18 protein-coding genes are annotated in these 20789 nt (G+C 49.3%); 13 read left to right on the forward strand and 5 right to left on the reverse strand.

Features of this window, described 5'->3' with window-relative positions; all coding sequences use genetic code 11:
• Positions 1-12: 12 nt before the first annotated feature.
• Entirely contained in the window at positions 13-402 is a 390-nt protein-coding gene (locus HHL17_RS18860) for a hypothetical protein (protein WP_169226364.1), read from the forward strand.
• Positions 403-406: 4 nt separating this feature from the next.
• Here HHL17_RS18860 and HHL17_RS18865 read toward each other — a convergent pair whose 3' ends face one another.
• Complete coding sequence (locus HHL17_RS18865) at positions 407-922, reverse strand: peroxiredoxin (protein WP_240975910.1); 516 nt, start codon at positions 920-922, stop codon at positions 407-409.
• Positions 923-993: 71 nt separating this feature from the next.
• Positions 994-1635, reverse strand: a complete 642-nt coding sequence (locus HHL17_RS18870; RefSeq protein ID WP_169226365.1) for a hypothetical protein — start codon at positions 1633-1635, stop codon at positions 994-996.
• Between the two features lie 156 nt (positions 1636-1791).
• On the opposite strand from HHL17_RS18870, the gene pyrR reads away from it, so the two are divergent.
• Positions 1792-2322, forward strand: coding sequence for a bifunctional pyr operon transcriptional regulator/uracil phosphoribosyltransferase PyrR (gene pyrR / locus HHL17_RS18875; RefSeq protein WP_078672462.1), 531 nt, complete (start codon positions 1792-1794; stop codon positions 2320-2322).
• Between the two features lie 50 nt (positions 2323-2372).
• A complete protein-coding gene (locus tag HHL17_RS18880; RefSeq protein ID WP_169226366.1) occupies positions 2373-3308 on the forward strand; it encodes an aspartate carbamoyltransferase catalytic subunit in 936 nt (311 codons plus the stop codon).
• 125 nt (positions 3309-3433) lie between these two features.
• Here HHL17_RS18880 and HHL17_RS18885 read toward each other — a convergent pair whose 3' ends face one another.
• From HHL17_RS18885 to HHL17_RS18895, 3 genes are all read right to left on the reverse strand, one after another.
• Entirely contained in the window at positions 3434-6829 is a 3396-nt protein-coding gene (locus HHL17_RS18885; RefSeq protein WP_169226367.1) for a TonB-dependent receptor, read from the reverse strand.
• Positions 6830-6852: 23 nt separating this feature from the next.
• The gene (locus HHL17_RS18890; RefSeq protein ID WP_169226368.1) at positions 6853-7824 is read right to left on the reverse strand and encodes a FecR family protein; all 972 of its coding nucleotides are present in this window, start codon (positions 7822-7824) and stop codon (positions 6853-6855) included.
• Positions 7825-7893: 69 nt separating this feature from the next.
• The gene (locus tag HHL17_RS18895) at positions 7894-8436 is read right to left on the reverse strand and encodes an RNA polymerase sigma-70 factor (RefSeq protein WP_169226369.1); all 543 of its coding nucleotides are present in this window, start codon (positions 8434-8436) and stop codon (positions 7894-7896) included.
• 232 nt (positions 8437-8668) lie between these two features.
• Between HHL17_RS18895 and HHL17_RS18900 the strand changes: the two genes are divergently transcribed.
• From HHL17_RS18900 to HHL17_RS18945, 10 genes are all read left to right on the forward strand, one after another.
• Complete coding sequence (locus HHL17_RS18900) at positions 8669-9229, forward strand: carboxypeptidase-like regulatory domain-containing protein (RefSeq protein ID WP_169226370.1); 561 nt, start codon at positions 8669-8671, stop codon at positions 9227-9229.
• A gap of 437 nt (positions 9230-9666) precedes the next feature.
• Positions 9667-10176, forward strand: a complete 510-nt coding sequence (locus HHL17_RS18905) for a hypothetical protein (protein WP_169226371.1) — start codon at positions 9667-9669, stop codon at positions 10174-10176.
• Complete coding sequence (locus HHL17_RS18910; RefSeq protein WP_206156090.1) at positions 10136-10528, forward strand: helix-turn-helix domain-containing protein; 393 nt, start codon at positions 10136-10138, stop codon at positions 10526-10528. Before HHL17_RS18905 ends, HHL17_RS18910 begins: the two co-directional genes overlap by 41 nt.
• A gap of 114 nt (positions 10529-10642) precedes the next feature.
• The gene (locus HHL17_RS18915) at positions 10643-11092 is read left to right on the forward strand and encodes a hypothetical protein (RefSeq protein WP_169226372.1); all 450 of its coding nucleotides are present in this window, start codon (positions 10643-10645) and stop codon (positions 11090-11092) included.
• Positions 11093-11103: 11 nt separating this feature from the next.
• Positions 11104-11433, forward strand: coding sequence for a DMT family protein (locus HHL17_RS18920; RefSeq protein ID WP_169226373.1), 330 nt, complete (start codon positions 11104-11106; stop codon positions 11431-11433).
• 74 nt (positions 11434-11507) lie between these two features.
• A complete protein-coding gene (locus tag HHL17_RS18925) occupies positions 11508-12068 on the forward strand; it encodes an RNA polymerase sigma-70 factor (protein WP_206156091.1) in 561 nt (186 codons plus the stop codon).
• A 90-nt stretch (positions 12069-12158) separates the two neighbouring features.
• Positions 12159-13217 carry a FecR family protein gene (locus HHL17_RS18930; protein WP_169226374.1) on the forward strand — a complete coding sequence of 353 codons (1059 nt, stop codon included), beginning with the start codon at positions 12159-12161 and terminating at the stop codon, positions 13215-13217.
• A gap of 301 nt (positions 13218-13518) precedes the next feature.
• The gene (locus HHL17_RS18935; protein WP_169226375.1) at positions 13519-16677 is read left to right on the forward strand and encodes a SusC/RagA family TonB-linked outer membrane protein; all 3159 of its coding nucleotides are present in this window, start codon (positions 13519-13521) and stop codon (positions 16675-16677) included.
• A gap of 42 nt (positions 16678-16719) precedes the next feature.
• Entirely contained in the window at positions 16720-18129 is a 1410-nt protein-coding gene (locus HHL17_RS18940; protein WP_240975947.1) for a RagB/SusD family nutrient uptake outer membrane protein, read from the forward strand.
• 170 nt (positions 18130-18299) lie between these two features.
• A complete protein-coding gene (locus tag HHL17_RS18945) occupies positions 18300-20783 on the forward strand; it encodes a PIG-L family deacetylase (protein ID WP_169226377.1) in 2484 nt (827 codons plus the stop codon).
• Positions 20784-20789 lie beyond the last annotated feature (6 nt).

Consider the following 20789-nt stretch of genomic DNA (forward strand, 5'->3'; position numbering starts at 1 on the left):
TAATGACAAGACATGGAGACAGGAAACGAAGCAGCCAACACCATCGTACAACAGTATTTCTCTGAAAGGCATAAACAGTGGCGGGTAGCCGATCTGGAGCAGCGACTGATTGCCGGCGGCTGTGCTCCGCAAGACGCGGCCTTGCAGGCGAGCGTAGCGTATGACGCTTATTTCAGTCGGCAGCTGAGGAAAAAAGGCATCAAGGTGCTGGTACTTCTCGGATTGGCAACAGTTTTCCTGATAAGAATATTACTGATGGCGAACAAACTGGGTAATGTGGCCCAGCTGTCCGTTTTTCTGGCCCTCACCGCTGCTACGCTGGTAGACGGCCTGATCGAAGGCATAAAGTTGTTCCAGTTGAAAGAAGAGATTTCTTCGTTTAAGGACCTGCGCAGGCTTTGATAGCTTACATCTTCTTCAACGCTTCCAGTGATTCCGTGACATGTTTTTCCCCGTCGCGGAGGCTGTTGAATTCATGTACCACGATTCCGTTTTTATCTACTACGTAAGTCACACGCCCGGGAATGACGAATGTTTTAGGCACGCCAAACAGTTTGCGCACCTCATTCTTCGGATCGCTGAGTAAGGTGAAGGGGAGATTGTGATGGGTAGCAAAGCTTCTGTGAGAGGCTACATTATCGGAACTGATACCGATCACCATAGCTCCGTAGTGTTGAAAATCCTTATAGGAGTCCCGGAAAGAACAAGCTTCTTTGGTACATACGCTGGTTTCATCTTTCGGATAGAAGTAGATGACAAGCGGCTGTTTGCCTAGCACGGTGCTAACGTCGAAGGTTTTTCCGTTTTGGTCCTGCAGACTGAAGACCGGTATCTTGTCTCCAACTTTGATTTGTCCCTGTGAAGATGTACCCCAGAATTGAAGTAAAGCGGCCATAGCAATGATTAACTTGAGTGTTTTCATACCAACGGTTTGGTACAACTAAAGTACGACAGATAGTGGGAAATTAGTGCAACTAATTTCCCACTGTTTCTTTAGAAGTGAAAGTTGATACCAAATGACACATTATTGAGTCCAAAATTCTTAAACAATCCTACGTTTGTATCGGTACTTTTGGTGCCGGTACCTTCTACTTTGTCCTTTTTGGTGTTCGCAGAGAAAGCGCTGCCCAGGTTGGCAGTAAGCGAAAACGAAGGGGTCACATGGAACAACAGGCCCGGTACAACCGACAGTGAATAGGTGGAAATGTTTCTTTCGTTGTAGTAGTTGCCGCCGGACATAAAGCCGTCGGTTTTCACAAAGGCTGCCATGAGAAGGCCATCGGTATACACCGACAGGTACTTGCCCCATATGGGTTGTTCATAGCGTACAAACGGCCCGACTCCCCAATTGCGGCCCTTTCTTTCAGGCTCGTCAGCTGGCTTGCTGCCCTGGTTGCCGTAAAAGCCCTGGATACCGATAGCCCAACGCTCCCTGAAATAATAGCCGTACGCGGGGGAGAAGTCGAAATAAGTGTTGGAAGAGTTGCTGACGCTGCCGTTGCCTCGCTCACTCTCATACTTCTGGTTGTAGACATTAAAGCCGGCACTGATAAAATTTTTCTTTTGTTGGGCGAACAACTGGTTGCAGCTGAGGAAGGCCGCGACTGCCAGTACAGTAATAGTAGTTTTTTTCATAAAATGGCGGATGTTAAATAAAGATTTGTTGCTATTTAATCGAAATATTCCACCCCGAAAAACGAAAGATGACGATATTTATCCAGCTACTTTATGATATTCATCTTTTTATGTGTGCCATTAATCCGTATTTTTGGCACCTAAAAGCGTATTGTTTTGAAAACCATACTAAACGGTAAGCAGCTGGCTATTACGATAGACAGACTTTGCCATCAGCTGATCGAGAATCATTTACAGTTTGAAAACACGGTACTGATAGGGTTGCAGCCACGCGGCATCTACCTGGGGGACAGGATTTATGAAACGTTGAAGAAGCTGTTGCCCGGCACCGCTATCCATTACGGCAAACTGGATATTACCTTTTACAGGGACGATTATAACAAGGGCAAAACTTTACATGTGCCCAGCGAAACCAACATTAATTTCTCCATAGAAAATAAAAAGGTGGTGCTGATAGACGACGTGTTGTATACAGGCCGGACCATCCGTTCGGCACTGGATGCGATGCTCGACTTCGGCCGGCCGGCTTCGGTGGAACTTTTGGCGTTAATAGACCGCCGGTTCAGCCGTCAGCTGCCCATTCAGCCCGATTATACCGGGCGCACCATCGATGCTCTTATTTCTCAGAAAGTAAGGGTATTATGGGAACAAAGAGATGGGAAAGATGAAGTTATTCTGGTTGACTAATACAAACCGGATTTTTCAATTCAGATTTCACCCTTTATATTTGCACATTAATGTCACTTTCTGTAAAACACTTACTCGGAATTCGCGATCTGCAGCGCCAGGATATAGAACTTATTTTTCAAACAGCCGACCAGTTTAAGGAGGTTTTACAAAGGCCGATTAAAAAAGTTCCCACGCTGCGCGATACTACCATCGTCAATTTATTTTTTGAGAACTCAACCCGTACCCGCATTTCTTTTGAACTGGCGGAAAAGAGGCTGGGCGCAGATACCATCAATTTCTCTGCTTCCGGTTCTTCCGTGTCAAAAGGGGAGACGCTGATCGATACGGTCAATAACATCCTGTCCATGAAAGTGGATGTGGTGGTGATGCGTCACTCCGCCAGCGGGGCGCCGCATTTCCTGTCGCGCCATATTCAGGTGCCCATCCTGAATGCTGGTGACGGTATCAACGAACATCCTACGCAGGCGCTGCTCGATGCTTTCTCTATCCGGGAAAAACTCGGCACCCTGGAAGGTAAAAAAGTAGCCATCTGTGGTGATATCATGCACTCCCGTGTGGCACTCTCCAATATCTACTGCCTGAAAAAGCTCGGTGCTGAAGTAACGGTGGTTGGTCCGCCCACACTCATTCCTAAACATATGGCAGCCGCCCTCGGCGTTAATGTGAGCTACAATATCCGCGAGGCCCTTCAATGGTGCGATGTGGCCAATGTGCTCCGTATTCAGCTGGAAAGACAGAACACGCCGCTGTTCTCTTCCCTCCGTGAATATTCGCTGGCTTACGGCGTCAATCGCCAACTACTGGACAGCCTCAACAAGGAAATCCTGATCATGCACCCCGGACCTATCAACCGTGGCGTGGAACTGGATTCTGATGTGGCAGATTCCGGCCAGTCCATCATCCTGGACCAGGTGGAAAATGGTGTGGCAGTGAGAATGGCCGCCCTGTACCTGTTGGCAGGTAAGAAACAAGAACTGGTATAACATAACTATATTGACTGAAAATAAACGGGCCGCCTCAAATGAGGCGGCCCGTTTATTTTCAGTCAACTGATCTCCGTCAATCTCCGTTAATCAGCGCAATCAGTAATAATCATGGTCATTACAGTTTAGAAAGAAGCATTCAACCCAATCGTGTACGACCTGAAAAACGGATAGGCGTTACCGATATAACCACCAGCCTGTTCGGGGTCATAGTAGCGGACCTTCATCTTCGTGCTTTCCCAGAGGTCCTGGCCAGAGAAGTAAAGGCGGAGGTTTTTAACAGGGATACGTTTTAACCACGCAGCGGGCAGGTTGTAGCCCAGCTGCAGGTTCTTCAGACGAATGTAGGCGCCGTTCATCACCCAGTGGCTGGAAGGAACGGTATTCTGTTCATCGTGCAGATAGAGGCGTGGGAACAGTGCGTTAGGACGGTCCGGTGTCCAGTAGTCCTGGTTGATGTCCCACGGTTGCTGCCAGCCATTGGTGAAGGGAATATTATAGCGGGGATCAGGCATTACCTTACGGTTGCTGACACCCTGGAAGAAAATTGAGAACTCCAGGCCTTTCCAGGAGAAGCCCGCATCAATGCCATAGGCCAGCTGTGGATCGGTGCTGCCCAGGTACACGAGGTCGCGGTTGTCAATCTGATGGTCACCATTGACATCGCGGTATTTGATATCGCCGGGACCAGTATTGGCGCTTTGGAAAGCGTGTTGTTGTACTTCTGTCTTTGTCTGAAAATAACCATCGGAGATATAGCCAAACAACGATGCGTAAGGATATCCGGCGATGCCTACATTCCAGCCGGCTTGTGGTGTTACGCCCTCGTTGCGCAATACTTTTGTCTGATTGTTGAACAGGTTGGCGTTGAGGTACCAGGTGAAAGGCCCGTGGCTGGTTCGCCAGCCGGCATTCAGTTCCCAGCCCCATGATCTCATTTCCCCGGTATTGAAGCGCAGCGGCCATGCGCCGGCGGTAGAAGGCAGTTGTACCGGTATGCGCATGTCGCGGTTATGTTTCACAAAATAGTCGGCGGAGAGCGTCAGTCTGCCGCGGAACAAGGTGGCGTCCCAGCCGTAGTTGTAAGTGGAAATATTTTCCCAGCCTGAGGCTTGCGGGATCGGATTTTTGTAGACAAACGGAGAGAACGGATTGTTATATCCGAAAGTGAAAGTGCTGAGCCTTTCATCGTTGTCGATACTGTTCCAGCTGTTGACATTACCCAGTCTGCCCCATGACCAGCGCAGTTTGAATTCATTGAAAAAATGGAACACACGGTAAAACCATTCTTCATTATTCAGCCGCCATCCGGCAGAAAAAGAAGGGAAGGCCTGCCATTGCTCCATCGCCGGAAAAGCGCTGCTGCGTTGCGACAGGCGGCCGCCAATCAAATTGGCTTCGAGCAAATAGCGGTTGTCATAGTTATAATTGATCTTACCAAACAACGACATCAGTGTACCGTTGGTAAACTGGGTCATGGAGTATTGTGGGGCACCATTAAAATAATAGCTGTTGACATTGTTCGGCGAAAGGTCGTAGGAAGCTGCGGTATTTTGATCGGTGTTATACGTTTCCTGCGTATAGCCGCCAAGTATATGAATGTTGTGTTTATTGGCTTTGGTATCATAGTCAGCCAGCAGCTGGAGATTGCCTCCTTTGCCCTGTAGTTTGCTTTTTTGCAGCAGGCTGTGTTCCTGCACGGTTTCTACAGGAGAGAGCTTGTTCCATAATTGGATACTGTTGCGGCCGAGGTTATCATGCAGGGTATGTTGCTGTGGGCTGTACACGAGCCTGAGGGAAAGGCCTTTGGCCAGAAGGCTGTCGGCCCGCAGGGTAAAGACAGCATCGATATAATTATTCTTTTCTTCGCGGGTTCCGCCATCGTGCAATAGGGCGTAGATGGGCGCTGCGCCAAAGGCATAATGTTGTGTGCCCGGCACAAAAACAGGAACATTGCCCGGTCCTCTGTAAAGTCCTGCCAGCAAGCCTTGTGGCCCTTCCGCAGGCTGCGAAGGGGACAACGTGTTGGTCTGTGCGTATGACAGCCGCGTTTCGAGACTGATATGTTTGCTGAAACGATTGTTGATGTTAAAGCGCGCGTTTACACGGTGTGTTCTGTCAGGCCCTTCTACAAATAACCCCTGCCGGCCGAAGTAACCGAAGGAGGCGGAGAACTGGTTCAGGGAGTCGCCCCCTTTAATAGAGAGATTATAGTTCTGTACGCCGGTTTTCTTTTTGGAAAGCAGCGACAGCTGGTCAAAGTTATAGTAGTAGCGGTAGTATCCTGGTTTCGTGTAGTCGTCTGCGTAATAGTTGCCTTTTTGCATCAGGTCTATTTCTCCCTGTTGCCATGGAGCGATGCCACCAGCATTGACGGTAGCTTCGTTTTCCATACGGGCCTGTTGGGCAGAAGGTAGCCGGTGTGGTATGCGGATGGGTGTTTCGAAACCTGCCAGGGTATTAAAATCGATCGCCAGTTTGCCGGGTTTACCCGTGCGGGTGGTGACCAATACTACACCGCCAGCTCCACGAGCGCCGTAGATGGAGGCGGCGGAAGCGTCTTTGAGGATGGAGACAGATTCGATGTCGTCAGGATTGAGCACGGCAAGGGAGCCTGGCACGCCGTCTATGATAACGGGTGTGTTGTTGTTGCCGGAGTTGACGCCGCGCACCTGTATATTAAAGCCTTCTTTGCCAGGTTGTCCGTTGCTGCGGGTGACCACGAGGCCGGTGGCGGTGCCTTGCAGGGCGGCCATCACATTGGGTACGGGCCTGCTTTTGAGCCGGGCCCCGTCTATCTGGGCAATGGCGCCGGTGATGTTAGCGCGTTTCTGCAGGCCGTATCCGAGTACGACCAGCTCGTTGAGCTTTTTCAGGTCGGGCTGCAGGGTCACGGAGAAATTGTGCCGGTCGCGGACGGCGATTTCCTTGGTTTCAAAGCCTATCAGCGATATAGTGAGCACGGCTTGCCCGGAGGCGAGGTCCAGTTTGAAATTGCCGTTTTCACTGGTGGCAGCACCATTGGAGGTGCCTTGTTCCCGCAGGGATACGCCGCTGAGGGGTACCAGTCCGTCGGTAACAGTACCCGTTACCTGCCACCGGTTATTGTTGGCCGGCCGGTTGTTGGTATTGCCGGAAACGTCGGTGGGGGCGGTATTTTGTGGTATGACGATAATTTGTCCGTCTCTGATTTCCACTTTATAACGGGAAACGGGGAAGAGTTGCCGAAGTACGTCTGTGAGGGCTGCATGGTGTACATGGATGCTGACGCCTTTGCGGGTTTCCAGTTCGTCGGTTGAAATAGCGAAGGTGTAACGGGTTTGTTTTTCGATGTCCCGAATGACAGTCTTCAGGCTGACGTTAACATATTGAAGGGAAATTCGTTTCGGCTGGGCATCAGGAGTCTGAGCGGCTACCAGGGAGCCGGCAAAAACCAGGATGATAACAAAGGATAAAAAGAAAACAGGCACGCACCTGGACCTGGTATTAGAGCGCGGCGCCTGTAGCATAGCATGCTGCATAAGCAAAGAGGGTCGGGCGCCGGTTAGTATATTTCTACCAGGTTGTCTTTATAGGTGATGTTGATTTGAAGTGTTTTCCGCATGATGTCCAGTACTTCCTCCAGCGGCATGTTGGGGAAGGTGGCCAGCAGTTTTTTGTCGTTCAGTTGCTGGTTGCTGATATTTACCTGTACATTATAGAAATCGGACAAGGCGGCTGCCACATCGGTGAGCGGTGCGTCATCGAAGGTCAGGCATCTTGTTCTCCAGGCGAGGATGTTATTGTTTTTCTTATAAAAGCGGGTGTCGATGGTGTTGCCATGGGGGGCAAGGGAAGCTTCCTGGCCAGGGGTCAGGATGACTTTTTTCCCGGAGCCTTTGCTTTTATAGGCGGCACTTACTTTCCCGGACTGAACAAATACTTTCACACCGGACTTCGCTGCTTTTACGTTGAAAGCGGTGCCCAGTACTTCTACTTCCACATCGGGAGCATCTACGGTGAAGGGGAGGGCATCGTTTTTCACCACATCGAAGAAAGCTTCCCCCTTGTCTATTTTGATATGACGGTTGTCTTTACCAAAAGCGCGGGAGTAGCGGACGGTGCTGTGCGCATTAATATATACCATAGAGCCGTCCGGAAGGTGGAGGCTATCGAGGTTTTGAGCGGTGGTAATGGTTTTATAGCTACCGGGTCCAAGCCAGGTCCAGGTAAGGCCAATCGCGAGCACGGCAGCAGCGGCCCACCAGTAGCGGGCTTTCATCTGAAAGACGCGGGTATTGCGGGGGGCAGCGGGCAGGGCTTCCAGGGTTGCATTCAGTTGCAGCCACTGGCCCTGGGTGTCGAAGGCGGATGCTGCCGGGAGCGGATCTCCCTGCCACATCGCTTTCATATCCAGAAAAATATCCAGATTAGCGGTGTCCTGTTGAATCCAGTCATTGAGCTGCTGTTTATGCTGCTCGTTGTCCGGATCTTCCAGGTAACGGATCACTATATCTATGTCGGTTTTCTTGTTCATGGCTGCTTATTAACTATACAATCGGAGAATGGTTTACCATTAGTGGTAAAGAAAAAAATTCTGGTTGTTTTATTCTTTATTGATCAGTACCACCCGCAGCTTTTTCAATGCGGTTGTCAGGTGAGCATATACAGTATTAATGGAGATATTCAGTTGTTCCGCTATTTCCGCGGGAGACAGGCCTTTGAGGCGGCTCATCTCAAACACGCGGCGGCATTGTTCCGGCAGCTTATCGAGGGCCGACCGGTACTGGGCTTCCAGCTCTTTATGCTCCAGCTTCGAATGGGATGTTTCAGCAGGAGAGGCTGTCAGTAACTGTTCCTTTGCATATACTTCTTTCCGTTGTTCTTTTTTGATGCGGTTCAGACAGGTGTTGACGGTGGCACGGGCCAGGTAATGATTGATGGGGGCCCTTTCATCCAGGTTTTCCGCACCTTTCCACAAATTGAGGAATACATCCTGCACCATATCGTTGGCATCATCTTCATCTTTTACATAGCGAAAGGCAATATTATACATGGAAGGAGCGAACTGTTTGAAGACAGCTTCAAACACCGCTTTATTCCTGCTTCTGATGCCTTTTACTATTTCGTCGTTACTTAGTTGCAACATGCTTTTGATCTTTTGTTTCCGCCAGTGCGAAGATAAATTTTAATCACTTCGCATTCAGTATTTATTGAATTTTTTGTCTTTAACATTTCTTTCACTAATGGTAAGTGCATTGTCGAATGTATTGATAGTATACAGCCGGTTATTGGATTTGTGCAACAATGCAAAAATCATGCACAATCAACTGGTTATACGGTTGTCATCATAATTTTAACCATACAAAAAATTGAATGCCATGAAAAAAACAATCACAGGAATGCTCGCTTTTGCTGCAGTAGTAGTAGGGATGTCTTCGTTTAAAAGTGCTGATGCAACGACTGTTAGGTCTTTGGATAGCGCTTCAGTTAAGATGGACTCACTGATGTCTGTTGACTCAGTGGCGCGTTTTGACTCCCTGTCTATGGGGATAGATTCGCTGATGGGACTGGATTCCGTTGCCCGCGTAGATTCCTTCTCCCATGTTAATGCTGTGTCCAAAATGGACTCGCTCTTCCGTAACGATTCACTGCGTATGGATTCCGTAAAAGGTATGGATTCTCTCCGTACTGTAGAAGGCGGTTCCATCAGCGGTAAAGTTACACCTGCCGACGGCGCTGCTGAAGTAGAAGCGGACAACGGCAGTGAAAAACTGAAAGGTGCCGTTTCACAAGGCGCTTTCGCTATTCCGGCTGCCAAGGCTGGTACTTACACCATCACTATCGTTGGTAAAGCGCCTTATAAGAGCGCCGTTATCAAGGATGTAAAAGTGCAGGATGGTAAAGCTACCGATCTCGGCGAAATCAAGCTGGAACAATAAAATCGTATAGCATCCAACAATTCAATAGCATCCTAAAATGGAAACCCATTTTGGTTTGATCTCAGGGGAGCTTTTTCGGCCCCCCTTTTTTTATGCCCATAAATGAAGCTCTTATGCCTGTTTTATTGTGTTATAAGTATATTATTGTATTGTAAATAAAATATTAAAACTGAAAAAATGAGTTATAAATCAATAAATATTTTTGCAGTTTAAAAAACTTTCCTACATTTGATCCTGTATTTGTATTTGAGTGAATTTTTTATTTTATCCATGTCCGTTTGTTAAAGCCCCAGAAAAAGAGCCGGAAACGGCTCTTTCTTCAAAATTCCGGATTTAGCTGGGCTTGGTAAAGTTGCGTTTTAAGTTATTTATTGCTATTTACTGTCACCATATCAATATCAACCATTATCTGACATCGTTAAACCCAACTGATCTACGTGAATTACGAAATTATTGAATTGCAACAGTTCTCCGGGAAGCGGGCTGGTATCTATTCTGTAATGATAGCTGACGACGATCTGACTTTGTTCGATCATTTTGTCCAGGCGCATGTACGGGAACATGCTACGGAAATAAGGAGCATTACCCAGTATCTTTCTTATATTGGTAACCGCTACGGGATGCAGAACAGGTTTTTTAAAGTGAAACGGGGCCGGCCTGCCGATGGGGTCTGTGCTTTGTTTGACCATCCGGAGAAAAAGCTCCGGTTGTATTGTTACCGGGTAGGGACCGCTGCGCTGATCATCGGTGGCGGTACGCCGAGGCCGGGAAGAAGGAGTGGAGTGGTCGTTCCCGAAAAGCTGCTGACGTGGATTTCCCGCGACATCAGCCACAAAATCCGGACGGGGGACATTTATTGGTCGGCGCAGGAAGCCCGGCTATGGGGAAACTTAATATTTAGAACAGATGGAAAACAAACATCAGGGCGCCAGGAAATACAGCAGTAAGATTATTGCCGATGTGATGGCCAGCATCACACCACTGGAAAGCCTGCAGGTGGAGACAAGGTTTGTGCTGGCAGGCCGCATTGCCGCTATTATGGATGGCAAACGGATGTCCAACAAAGAGCTGGCTGCCCGGATGGGTAAAAACCCTTCTGAGATTTCCCGCTGGTTAAGCGGTACACATAATTTTACGATTGATACGCTGTCTGAAATAGCCATTGCACTGGAAGTACCGGTCATGACTTTCTTTACGCCCGCACCACCGCGGGTAGTCAGGGATGTCAGGCTAACAGTCAGCTCCGGAAACATTCAAGAAAACCATGCTTCATTTTCGCCGGCGACAAACGTACGCTGATAAGCCCTGTTGTTGCCGATGCCGGATTTGCAGCCGCGCAGTTCCACTTTACGGCACTACCTGTAACGGAGGAACTGCTTTATCCGAATCCGAATTTATTGCCAATTTACGCTCATGACTAAACGATCATCACCGGCAAAAACAGGACCGCAACACCTCGTCCTGCTGGCCATAGACCTGCTGGACAGTTCCCTGCATTACCCGGGGGACCATCCGCCATTTGAAAGCTTTCATTTTGATATTCATATCACCAGCAAAGCAGAGGATGAGAAAAGCCAGGTGTTGGTAACTGTGAAAATCGGTGTACACAACGAAAACATTACCCGGCAACTGGGAAGCCTCACCATCAATTGTACCTTCACCATGAATAACTTTGCAGACGTGGTACGGCTCAATGCTGACGGTCAGCCGGATATGCCGGACGATCTCATTGAAACCCTCCATAGTACAGCACTATCAACGGCGAGAGGCGTGATGTTTGCCACCTTCAGAGGTACTTTCCTGCACCATGCCATCTTGCCATTGATTGCACCCGGTTCCGTTACTGAAGAAAAAAGACTATAATTGCGAAATTTATGCGCACAGTCATCCTGCTACTTATTTCCAACACCTTTATGACTTTCGCCTGGTACGGGCATCTGAAACATCAGGATACCGCCTTGTGGAAGGTGATCCTGATTAGTTGGGGCATCGCTTTTTTTGAATACCTCTTTATGGTGCCGGCCAACCGGTATGGTGCCCAGGAAGGATTCAGTGGGTTTCAACTTAAAACCATCCAGGAAGTGATCACCCTCACTGTTTTCAGTGTTTTTGCGGTGTTCTTTCTGAAAGAACCGCTTCGCTGGAACTACCTGATCTCTTTTGCTTTTCTGATCGGTGCCGTGTACTTTATGTTCAAAAAATAACAGGATTTTCACAATTCCTGATTATCTTTAGCCATTGCATCTCACAATCAACCTGAAAATAACCGGCCATCCAATTGAGGGAGGAAGCGAATATACAACTGCTGGTGGAGCGCGTAGCGTCGCTTGGCGATGAGCAGGCCTATAAGGCCTTGTTTCGTTTATTCTATAAACCTCTCAGCCAGTTTGCTTTCTCTATCGTTAAATCATGGGAGTCGGCCGAAGAAGTGGCCTCCGATGTATTTCTCAATATCTGGAGAAACCGGGAAAGGCTCCTGCAAGTGCAGAACATTAAAGTATACCTGTACGTCTCTGCCAAAAACATCGCCCTGAACTATCTTAACCGCGCTTCCAGAACACAACATTTCAGTCTCGATGAACTGGAAGTGGACATCAGTGGCGGTTATGCCACACCGGAGCAAATATTTATATCCGGGGAGATGATCAAAAAGATTGAGTCGGCCATTAATCAACTGCCTCCCAAAAGGAAAATGATCTTTAAACTGATCCGGGAAGATGGACTGAAGTACAAGGAAGTGGCCCAGATACTGGATATTTCAGTGAACACCATTGATGTGCACATGGCACAGGCATTAAAAAAAATCAGTGAGGTGATCCACCTCCATTTCTCCCGCTAAAAAAAAATTAAAAAAAAACTTTGTGAGGGAATAGTAGATTTTGGAAATCTGCATGTCCTTTTATTACAATCATGCTTTTGCAACAACGACATGGAACAGGAAAGAATTTGGTTATTGCTGGGAAGAAAGGTATCGGGCGAGGCCACTATGGCTGAATTGCGCGAGCTGGAAGAGCTGTTGGTGCAATATCCGGAGCTGAGGTACCAGGTTTCGGTACTCGGTAATATGCCTGTACCGGTTGCTGCTCCGGCATGGGCTGAGAAAACGGAACTGGCGTTGGAAAAACACATGGTCCGGCTAGGCAATGACCTGGCTATTACCACTGAATTCCCGGCAGAGCGTGTGACACGTCACCGGAAAGGCAGGGCAGGTGTATTGGTGGCCTTGTCCACACTGGTCGTATTACTGGCGGGGTACTGTATTTTCCTGCTCAGTAGCAAAACCACCCACAAAGTGCCGGCAGAAATAGCCGAGATCCAGACCCGGAACGGTTCCCGTTCCCGTGCCACCCTGCCGGACGGCACAGAAGTATGGCTCAACGGTGGTAGCCGCATCACCTACCAGCGCGACATGAACACGCAGCAAAAGCGGGAAGTGTTTCTCTCCGGAGAAGCCTTCTTTAAAGTAGCTAAAGATGCGGAGAACCCGTTCGTGGTAAAGACCAGCCGCATGGCCGTCAATGTATTGGGCACCGCTTTTAATATCAAAGCGTATCCCAATGAAGAACAAACAGAAACATCCCTGATCTCCGGATCGGTGGAAGTAGTGCCGGCAGATGACCAGCAACGCAGGGTACAACTGCAGCCCAATCAGAAATTTATTATCAGACATACGCAGGACGGCAATGCCAGACCTTCACTGGGTTACAGCATGGAACAAGTGAAGATGAATGGGCAGGACGACCTGATCAATGAAACAGCCTGGTGCGACAATGTCCTGGTTTTCGACAACGAAAACTTTGGCTCCGTAGCACTGAAAATGGAACGCTGGTTTGGTGTGAAAGTCTATCTGACGGATAAAAAACTGAAGGCATACCGCTTTACCGGTACTTTCAAAAATGAATCACTGCCTCAGATTCTGGAGGCGCTGAAGGTTACATCATCTTTCCGTTGCGAGATAAAAGGCAACGAGGTATTTATCAACCAGTAGCACGTTTATGTTCGACAAAAAAGAAAAGATACCATTGGCATAAAAAAAGGGCAAATGCTGCAAACATTTACCCTTTTGTTCAGATCAAACGGCAGTTAGCTTCACTTGGCAATGTAGTACTGTCGTCGTTTTATTGACCTTTAACAACCTAAATGTATGCAAAAAAAACATACATTTTGCCATCCTTTTGCACATACATAAGGAAAATGTTGTACTGCTAATGAAACTGGTATCCTTTATTATTCTGATTACCTCTCTACATATAACGGGCCACGTGTTCGGGCAAAGCGACCGAATATCAGTGAAAGCAGATCAGATGCCACTGACACGCCTGTTGAAGTTGATTGAGAAAAAAAGTAATTATCGTTTCGTATATCGCAACGATCTGATACCCGCGTACATCCGGGTTACAATCGACTTGAAAGAGGAACCAGCAGAGGAAGCCCTCCGGCATATATTGCAAGGAACAGGGCTCACTTACAAACCGCTGACCGATGGCCTTATTGCCATCGTACCCGGTGCACAGGCAGCTATCCCGGATATCGTCGTCAGTGGTCAGGTGACCGACATTAGTGGTCACCCGCTGCCAGGGGTAAGCATCCGGATTGCCGGCGTCAATAAAGGCGCAACCACCGGCACTGACGGGCAGTTCCGGATGATGGCCCCTCCAACGGGCACACTGGTTTGCTCGTTTATCGGATACGAGGAACAGAAAGTAACGATCGGTAACAGATCGACATTGAATATCGTCCTCAAGGACGACGCCAGAGGACTGAATGAAGTAGTGGTAGTGGCTTATGGCGTTCAAACAAAAGGTTCTTTGACAGGTTCAGCTGTTATGGTTAACTCGGCCTTGTATGACAAGGCCCCCCGTAGCAGCTTCCAGGAAAGTTTACAAGGAAATGTCCCGGGACTACAATCTACGAATGGTTCCGGCCAACCCGGATCGGTACCCAGTATCCGTATCCGTGGTATAGGCTCTATCACTGCCGGCAGCACTCCGCTTTATGTAGTGGACGGTGTACCGGTAGTGACAGATGACCTCACCGATTTTAATGTGAATTCATTAGCCGGTATCAACAGCGCTGATATCGCTTCCATTTCCGTGCTGAAAGACGCCGCGGCAGCCTCTATCTACGGCTCCCGCGCAGCCAACGGGGTGATCCTGATCACCACCAAAACAGGCCGGCCCGGACGCACACGGATCAGTGTCAGCGCACAACAAGGCGTCAATACGCTCACCATCCCCAAAGGCAACTATCCGCTTAATACCCGCGAGATGATAGAACTGCTGCGGGAAGGATGGTACAACAAGAATGACGGCAGCGGTGAAGCAGGCTTTATACGGGAACTACAAGCCCGCGGCATCGACACCACCGTCAATACCAACTGGATGAATTTACTGACACGCTCCGGCAGCTACACACAAGCGAATCTCTCTGCTGCCGGCGGTACAGATAAAACACGTTTTTATGTGTCCGGTGGTTATTATGATTCCAAATCTGCGCTTCGCGGCGTAGACTATCAGCGGATGACCGGAAAACTGAATCTCAGCAACCAGGCTACGGAACGGCTCTCCTTTAATGTCAACTTATCATTGGCATATCAGAAAGCTAATGCAGTAGGGGATGTGGGATTGCTGGCCAACCCGGTACGGTCACTCGCCCGCATGCAGCCCTGGCTGAAGGTCTACAACCCTGACGGCTCTTATGATTTTAGTTACAACACCAGTTTTAACCCGGTAGCGGTACTCAACGAAGTAACCAGGACCGGCTCCATCTACGGGCTGCTGGCCGGCGCAGGCGCCAAATACATGATCATTGACGGCCTGTCGCTCGAATCCAAAATAAGCCTCGATCTTAATTATGCCCGTAGCAACTCTTTCTATCCACCCACCTTCGGTGATGGCAGAAATACCAATGGCAGGGCTTATGTCAACAACAATCTGTGGAACAACTGGGTATCTACCAGTATTCTGCGGTACCAGCACCGCTGGGGCCAACACGGTCTTAATACTTTCGCAGGGTTTGAAGCACAGCGCACCCGGAATACCGGTAACAGCGCTTCTGCCACCAACTTCCTGCCTGGCAAAAGCGAACTCGCTGATGCCTCCAGGCCCGAATCCATTACTTCGGTCAACGCCGCTAATTCCCTGACAGGCGTATTCTTCAACGCAGGATACGACTATCAGCAAAAATATTACCTCTCCGGCTCCATCAGACGGGATGCATCTTCCCGGTTTGGCGCGCAAAAACGCGGCGCCAATTTCTGGTCTGTCGGCGTCGCCTGGAATATCTATAAGGAAAGCTTTATGCATGATATTCCCGGCATCAACGAATTGAAATTACGTGCTAGCTACGGCAGCAACGGAAACCAGGCTATTGATAACTATGCCTCTTTGTCGCTGTACAATCCGGCTAATGATTATGATGGGAAACCGGGGTATGTGTTAGGACAATACCCCAATCCCTTTCTTACATGGGAACAGAACAAACCCTTCAACGCAGGCATCGATTTCTCCGTATTGAAAAATCGTATATCCGGTACCGTTGAATATTACAACCGGGTTACTTCCCGCCTGTTACTGAATGTACCGGTATCATCCACCAACGGGATCACGACGGTGTTCCGCAATAACGGTGAAATGCGCAACAGCGGCTGGGAAGTGTCACTCAGCACCCGTAACATATTGCCCGCAAGCCCCGAATCGTTTTCATGGCGCACGGACTTTAACTTCTCTACCTTAAAGAACACGATCACAAGGCTGGACAACCCGATGACCAGTACCTACAAACGGGAAGTCGGCGGCGATTTCTATCAGTTTTATCTCGTAGGATATGCCGGTGCCGACCCGCAAACAGGCGAAGCGCTGTGGTATACCAACGCAGATAAAACAGCGACGACCAACATATACGGCGAAGCACAGCGATTCAATCAGGGCAGTGCCCTCCCTAAATTTTATGGAGGCATTACCAATCACTTCAGCTATAAAGGTTTTGAACTCAGCTTTCAGTTCTTCTATAACTGGGGCAACAAAGTGTATGACAACTGGGGATCATTTACAGAATCGGATGGCAGCGGCGGTTTCGGCGCTTCCTCCAAACTCTCCCGGCGGATTTACGAAAACCGCTGGCAACAACCGGGAGATATCACCAGCATCCCTAAAGTAGTATTTGGCGGCACACAGACAGGCCTCAGTAATCAGGCTTCTTCCCGCTTCCTGTACGACGGCAGCTTTATCCGCTTAAGGGACCTGCTGCTGGCTTATAACCTTCCTAAGCTATGGTTGTCCAAAGCAGGACTCACCGAAGCAAGGGTATATTTCAGAGGCAACAACCTCTGGATGTATGTAAAAGACCGGCAATTGACGATGGACCCGGAAGTGCCTGTGACAGGCGATTATGATCAACGGCCACCGATTTTCAAAACCTTTCTTGTTGGAGTAGACGTTAACTTTTAACTACGCATGTTGCAACGATATAAACATATTGCCTGGGTTTTGATGACTGTACTGGTTACCGGTTGCAGTAAGGACTTCCTCAATCAGGACCCAACGGCAGCAACGGAAACACGCCATGCTATTAAAGATCTGGCTGGTCTTAGGGCCGCCATTAACGGGGTGTATTCACTGATGCAAAATGAAAACTATTACGGACGTGCCATGTTACTGTTGCCCGACCTGCGGGGTGACAATGAATACATCAGTGTTCTCAACAGTAACAGGTACCGTAATCTGGACCAGTTTATCGTGACGGCCAACGACCAATATATCACCGATAGCTGGAACCAGTTATACGCTGTAGTAGCCAATGCCAACATGATCATACAAAAAGGTCCTTCAGTACTACTGGCGCCATCGGCCACCGACAGTACAGAAGCCGTGGAGATCATAGCCGAGGCATATGCCGTGCGGGGGCTGGTGTTCTTTGATATCGCCCGGTTATACGCCCAGGCATACAATTACACGCCGGATGCATCGCATATGGGAATTCCGCTGGCCATCACTACAGATGTGGAGGTGGTACAGTCGCCTTCCCGCAGCAGTGTGAAAGACACCTACACACAGATCATCAAAGACCTGAACCAGTCCATCCGTCTTTTCAACGACAGCAAAAGCACCACTTTCAGTTCGGGACGGATCAACCTGTACAGTGCACGGGCATTGCTCGCCAGGGTGCTGCTTTACAAAGGCGACTGGGAAGGGGCGGAAGCCGCTGCCAGCCAGGTGATCAGCAGCAGCAAATACAGCCTGCTGGCTACGGACAAGGTAGTGAGTGATTTTAATCAGACCGGCAACAGCGAAACGATCTTTGAAATCATCAATACGCCGGTAGACAACCGCAGTACGGACGCACTGAGTTTTATGTTCAGTCAGACCGGCTATGGAGATGTACTGGCTACCGATGATGTCCGGGGAATATATAATGACAAGGATGTCCGGCTGGGATTTGTGAAGAGAGATAAACGGGCCGGCAATGGGGGAGAGAACCCCGCCAACGTCATCACGAAATATAAAGACGTTACCACTTTCGCAGAAAGCATTAAAGTGATGCGTTTGGCAGAGTTGCACCTGATCCGGGCGGAAGCCCTTGCCCGCCTTGGCAGGGATGAAGACGCACGACAGGCGCTCAATAACATCGTATTGCGGGCCAATCCGGGAACGGCGCCGGTAACAGCCGGCGGGAAAGCGCTGCTGGATGCCATCGCACTGGAAAGGCGTAAAGAGCTTGCTTTTGAAGGGCACCGGCTTTTTGACCTTGCCCGCACCGGGACACCCTTTGTAAAATACCTGGCTAGTAACAGAACCATCACCGTGGCACTGCCCGGTCCAAAAATAATCTTACCCATCCCCCAGAGGGAGCTGGATGCCAATCCGAATATACGCCACCAGCAAAACGAAGGATACAACTAATCTAAACCGCCTTTGTTGACAATTGGTTTTTGCAAGCTGGTTGGTTTTTGCTTGTAGGGTCCCGGTTACACACCGGGACCTTTTTTATTTATTCGCCGTTCAACCAATAATCCCTTCCTTCGCATAAATTTATTCCTATTTTTGGCGACCTGTAAATCACGTTTTACTACATGTTTCTAAGAATCCGCACTGCACTGGCTTTACTGATCACAATGACGGCCGGCATCCCTGCTATGGCGCAGCCGTCGCCTGTATGGAATGCAGCCGATATTAAGCTTCAGCTGAAAAAGCTGGACACGCTGGGTAGCGTGTTGTATCTGGCAGCCCATCCTGATGATGAAAACACCCGTTTGCTGGCTTACCTGGCCAAAGAAAAACTGTACCGCACCGGTTACCTGTCCCTCACCCGTGGTGACGGTGGCCAGAACCTGGTAGGCAACGAGCAGTCCGAACTGCTGGGCCTTATCCGTACGCAAGAGCTGCTGGCTGCCCGTCGGACCGACGGCGCTGAACAGTTCTTCACCCGGGCACAGGATTTCGGCTTCTCCAAAAATCCTGCTGAAACCTTCACTATCTGGGATAAGAAAAAAATCCTGGGCGACGTGGTATGGATGATCCGTAAATTCCAGCCGGATGTGATCATCTGCCGCTTCCCGGCCGACAGCCGCGCAGGCCACGGGCATCACACCGCCTCCGCCATGCTGGCCGCAGAAGCCTTTGCTGCCGCCGCAGATCCCAAACAATATCCTGAACAACTGAAATACGTTAAACCCTGGAAAACGACACGGCTGTTGTGGAACACCTTTAACTTCGGTTCCGCCAACACCATTTCGGAGGACCAGTTCAAAATAGATGTAGGCGCCTATAACTACCTTTTAGGGAAAGGTTATGGCGAGATAGCCGCGGAAAGCCGTTCCCAGCATAAAAGCCAGGGCTTCGGCGTACCCGCCGGCAGAGGCTCCAGCATGGAGTACTTCATGACGATCAAAGGGGATGCGCCCCGTCAGCAGTTACTCGATGGTGTAAACACTTCCTGGTCACGTATTCCCGGTGGCGCAGCCATCGGTGCTATGGTAGACAAGGCCATCCATGATTATAACATGGAAGACCCTGCCGCCTCCGTTCCTGCGCTGCTCAATATCCGCAAGGCTGTTCAGGCGCTGCCTGAAGGCTACTGGCGCAACCTGAAGCTGAAAGAGACAGAACAACTGATCTATGCCTGCGCCGGATTATGGGCTGAAGCTTATAGTACCACGCCTACCGTAGTGCCGGGATATGGCATGGAAGCCACGGTACAGATGATCAACCGTGGACAGTTCCCCGTAAAGCTTCGTAAAGTGGACCTCCCCGGTAAACCGGATGCCGCCGGCGCCCGCGAACTGGACTACAATAAATTCAACAGCATCTCTCAATCACTGACTGTTCCCGCTGATACAAAAATTTCACAACCTTACTGGCTGGCAGAATCCCATCCGTTAGGTACATATGCCATCCCTGACCCGCTGCAGGTGGGCAATCCGGAGAATACCCCGCCGCTCGTGGCCCGTATTTACCTGGAGATAGCCGGACAGGAATTCCTCATTGAACGTCCCCTTCAATACAAATACACCGACCCGGTAAAAGGCGAACTGTATGAGCCGCTGGTGATAGCGCCGCCGGTAGTCGCCAACCTGAACAACCAGGTATATATCTTCACCAACAACCAACCGCAAACAGTTCCTGTGAAGCTCGCAGCTTCTGCCGACGGGGTGACGGGCAACGTACAACTGCGGCTGCCTGCCGGCTTCGCTGTAAAAGAAAACAGCCAACCTTTCCGGATGGAGAAAAAAGGAGATGAACAAGAACTGCGGTTCACCATTCATCCGGTAGCTGCTGCCACTACCAATCACGTAGATACGTTCACAGTAGTAGTAAGCTGTAACGGTAAAGAATATACGCAGAGTATCCAGCATATCCGCTATGATCATATTCCGCTGATCACATTATTCCCCGAAGCTTCTGCCAGACTGGTGACTGTAGACCTGAAACATAATGGCAACAAGTTGGGGTATATTCCCGGCGCCGGTGACCTGGTAGCGGCTTCCCTCCGACAAGTAGGGTATGACGTTACAGAGCTGGGCGAAAAAGAAATCATGGGTAACCAGTTGTCACAATATGATGCTATCATTGTAGGGGTGAGGGCTTACAATACCAACCCCCGCATGAAATACTGGCAAAGCCAATTGATGAACTATGTCAACAATGGTGGTACAATGCTGGTACAGTATAATGTGAACAATCCGCTGGTGACCAATAACCTCGGACCATTTCCGTTTAGCCTTTCCCGTGACCGTGTGACGGATGAAAACGCAGCGGTGACCTTCCTGCAACCGGACGATGCTGTAATGCATTATCCCAATGAAATCACCAGTGCGGACTTCAGCGGCTGGGTACAGGAGAGAGGATTGTATTTCCCTGCAAACATTGATAAAGCATATAAGAAATTATTTACCATGAACGATAAAGGCGAATCGCCGCAGGATGGCTCCACTATTATAGCGCAATATGGCAAAGGCAGGTATGTATATACCGGACTGGCATTTTTCCGCGAGCTGCCCGCCGGCGTACCAGGCGCTTATCGTTTGTTTGTAAACCTGATTTCTGCGAAACACTAAAACAAC

This window comes from Chitinophaga fulva (assembly GCF_012927205.1).
In the GTDB taxonomy this organism is placed as follows: domain Bacteria; phylum Bacteroidota; class Bacteroidia; order Chitinophagales; family Chitinophagaceae; genus Chitinophaga; species Chitinophaga fulva.

Bases quoted from the DNA above. Each gene is read 5' to 3' on its own strand.
- HHL17_RS18940 (WP_240975947.1), top strand. From the start codon at position 16,720: ATGACTGTACTGGTTACCGGTTGCAGTAAGGACTTCCTCAATCAGGAC.
- HHL17_RS18930 (WP_169226374.1), top strand. From the start codon at position 12,159: ATGGAACAGGAAAGAATTTGGTTATTGCTGGGAAGAAAGGTATCGGGC.
- HHL17_RS18870 (WP_169226365.1), bottom strand. From the start codon at position 1,635: ATGAAAAAAACTACTATTACTGTACTGGCAGTCGCGGCCTTCCTCAGC.
- HHL17_RS18880 (WP_169226366.1), top strand. From the start codon at position 2,373: ATGTCACTTTCTGTAAAACACTTACTCGGAATTCGCGATCTGCAGCGC.
- HHL17_RS18885 (WP_169226367.1), bottom strand. From the start codon at position 6,829: ATGCAGCATGCTATGCTACAGGCGCCGCGCTCTAATACCAGGTCCAGG.
- HHL17_RS18900 (WP_169226370.1), top strand. From the start codon at position 8,669: ATGAAAAAAACAATCACAGGAATGCTCGCTTTTGCTGCAGTAGTAGTA.
- HHL17_RS18895 (WP_169226369.1), bottom strand. From the start codon at position 8,436: ATGTTGCAACTAAGTAACGACGAAATAGTAAAAGGCATCAGAAGCAGG.
- HHL17_RS18865 (WP_240975910.1), bottom strand. From the start codon at position 922: ATGAAAACACTCAAGTTAATCATTGCTATGGCCGCTTTACTTCAATTC.
- HHL17_RS18920 (WP_169226373.1), top strand. From the start codon at position 11,104: ATGCGCACAGTCATCCTGCTACTTATTTCCAACACCTTTATGACTTTC.
- HHL17_RS18945 (WP_169226377.1), top strand. From the start codon at position 18,300: ATGTTTCTAAGAATCCGCACTGCACTGGCTTTACTGATCACAATGACG.
- HHL17_RS18860 (WP_169226364.1), top strand. From the start codon at position 13: ATGGAGACAGGAAACGAAGCAGCCAACACCATCGTACAACAGTATTTC.
- HHL17_RS18910 (WP_206156090.1), top strand. From the start codon at position 10,136: ATGGAAAACAAACATCAGGGCGCCAGGAAATACAGCAGTAAGATTATT.
- HHL17_RS18890 (WP_169226368.1), bottom strand. From the start codon at position 7,824: ATGAACAAGAAAACCGACATAGATATAGTGATCCGTTACCTGGAAGAT.
- HHL17_RS18915 (WP_169226372.1), top strand. From the start codon at position 10,643: ATGACTAAACGATCATCACCGGCAAAAACAGGACCGCAACACCTCGTC.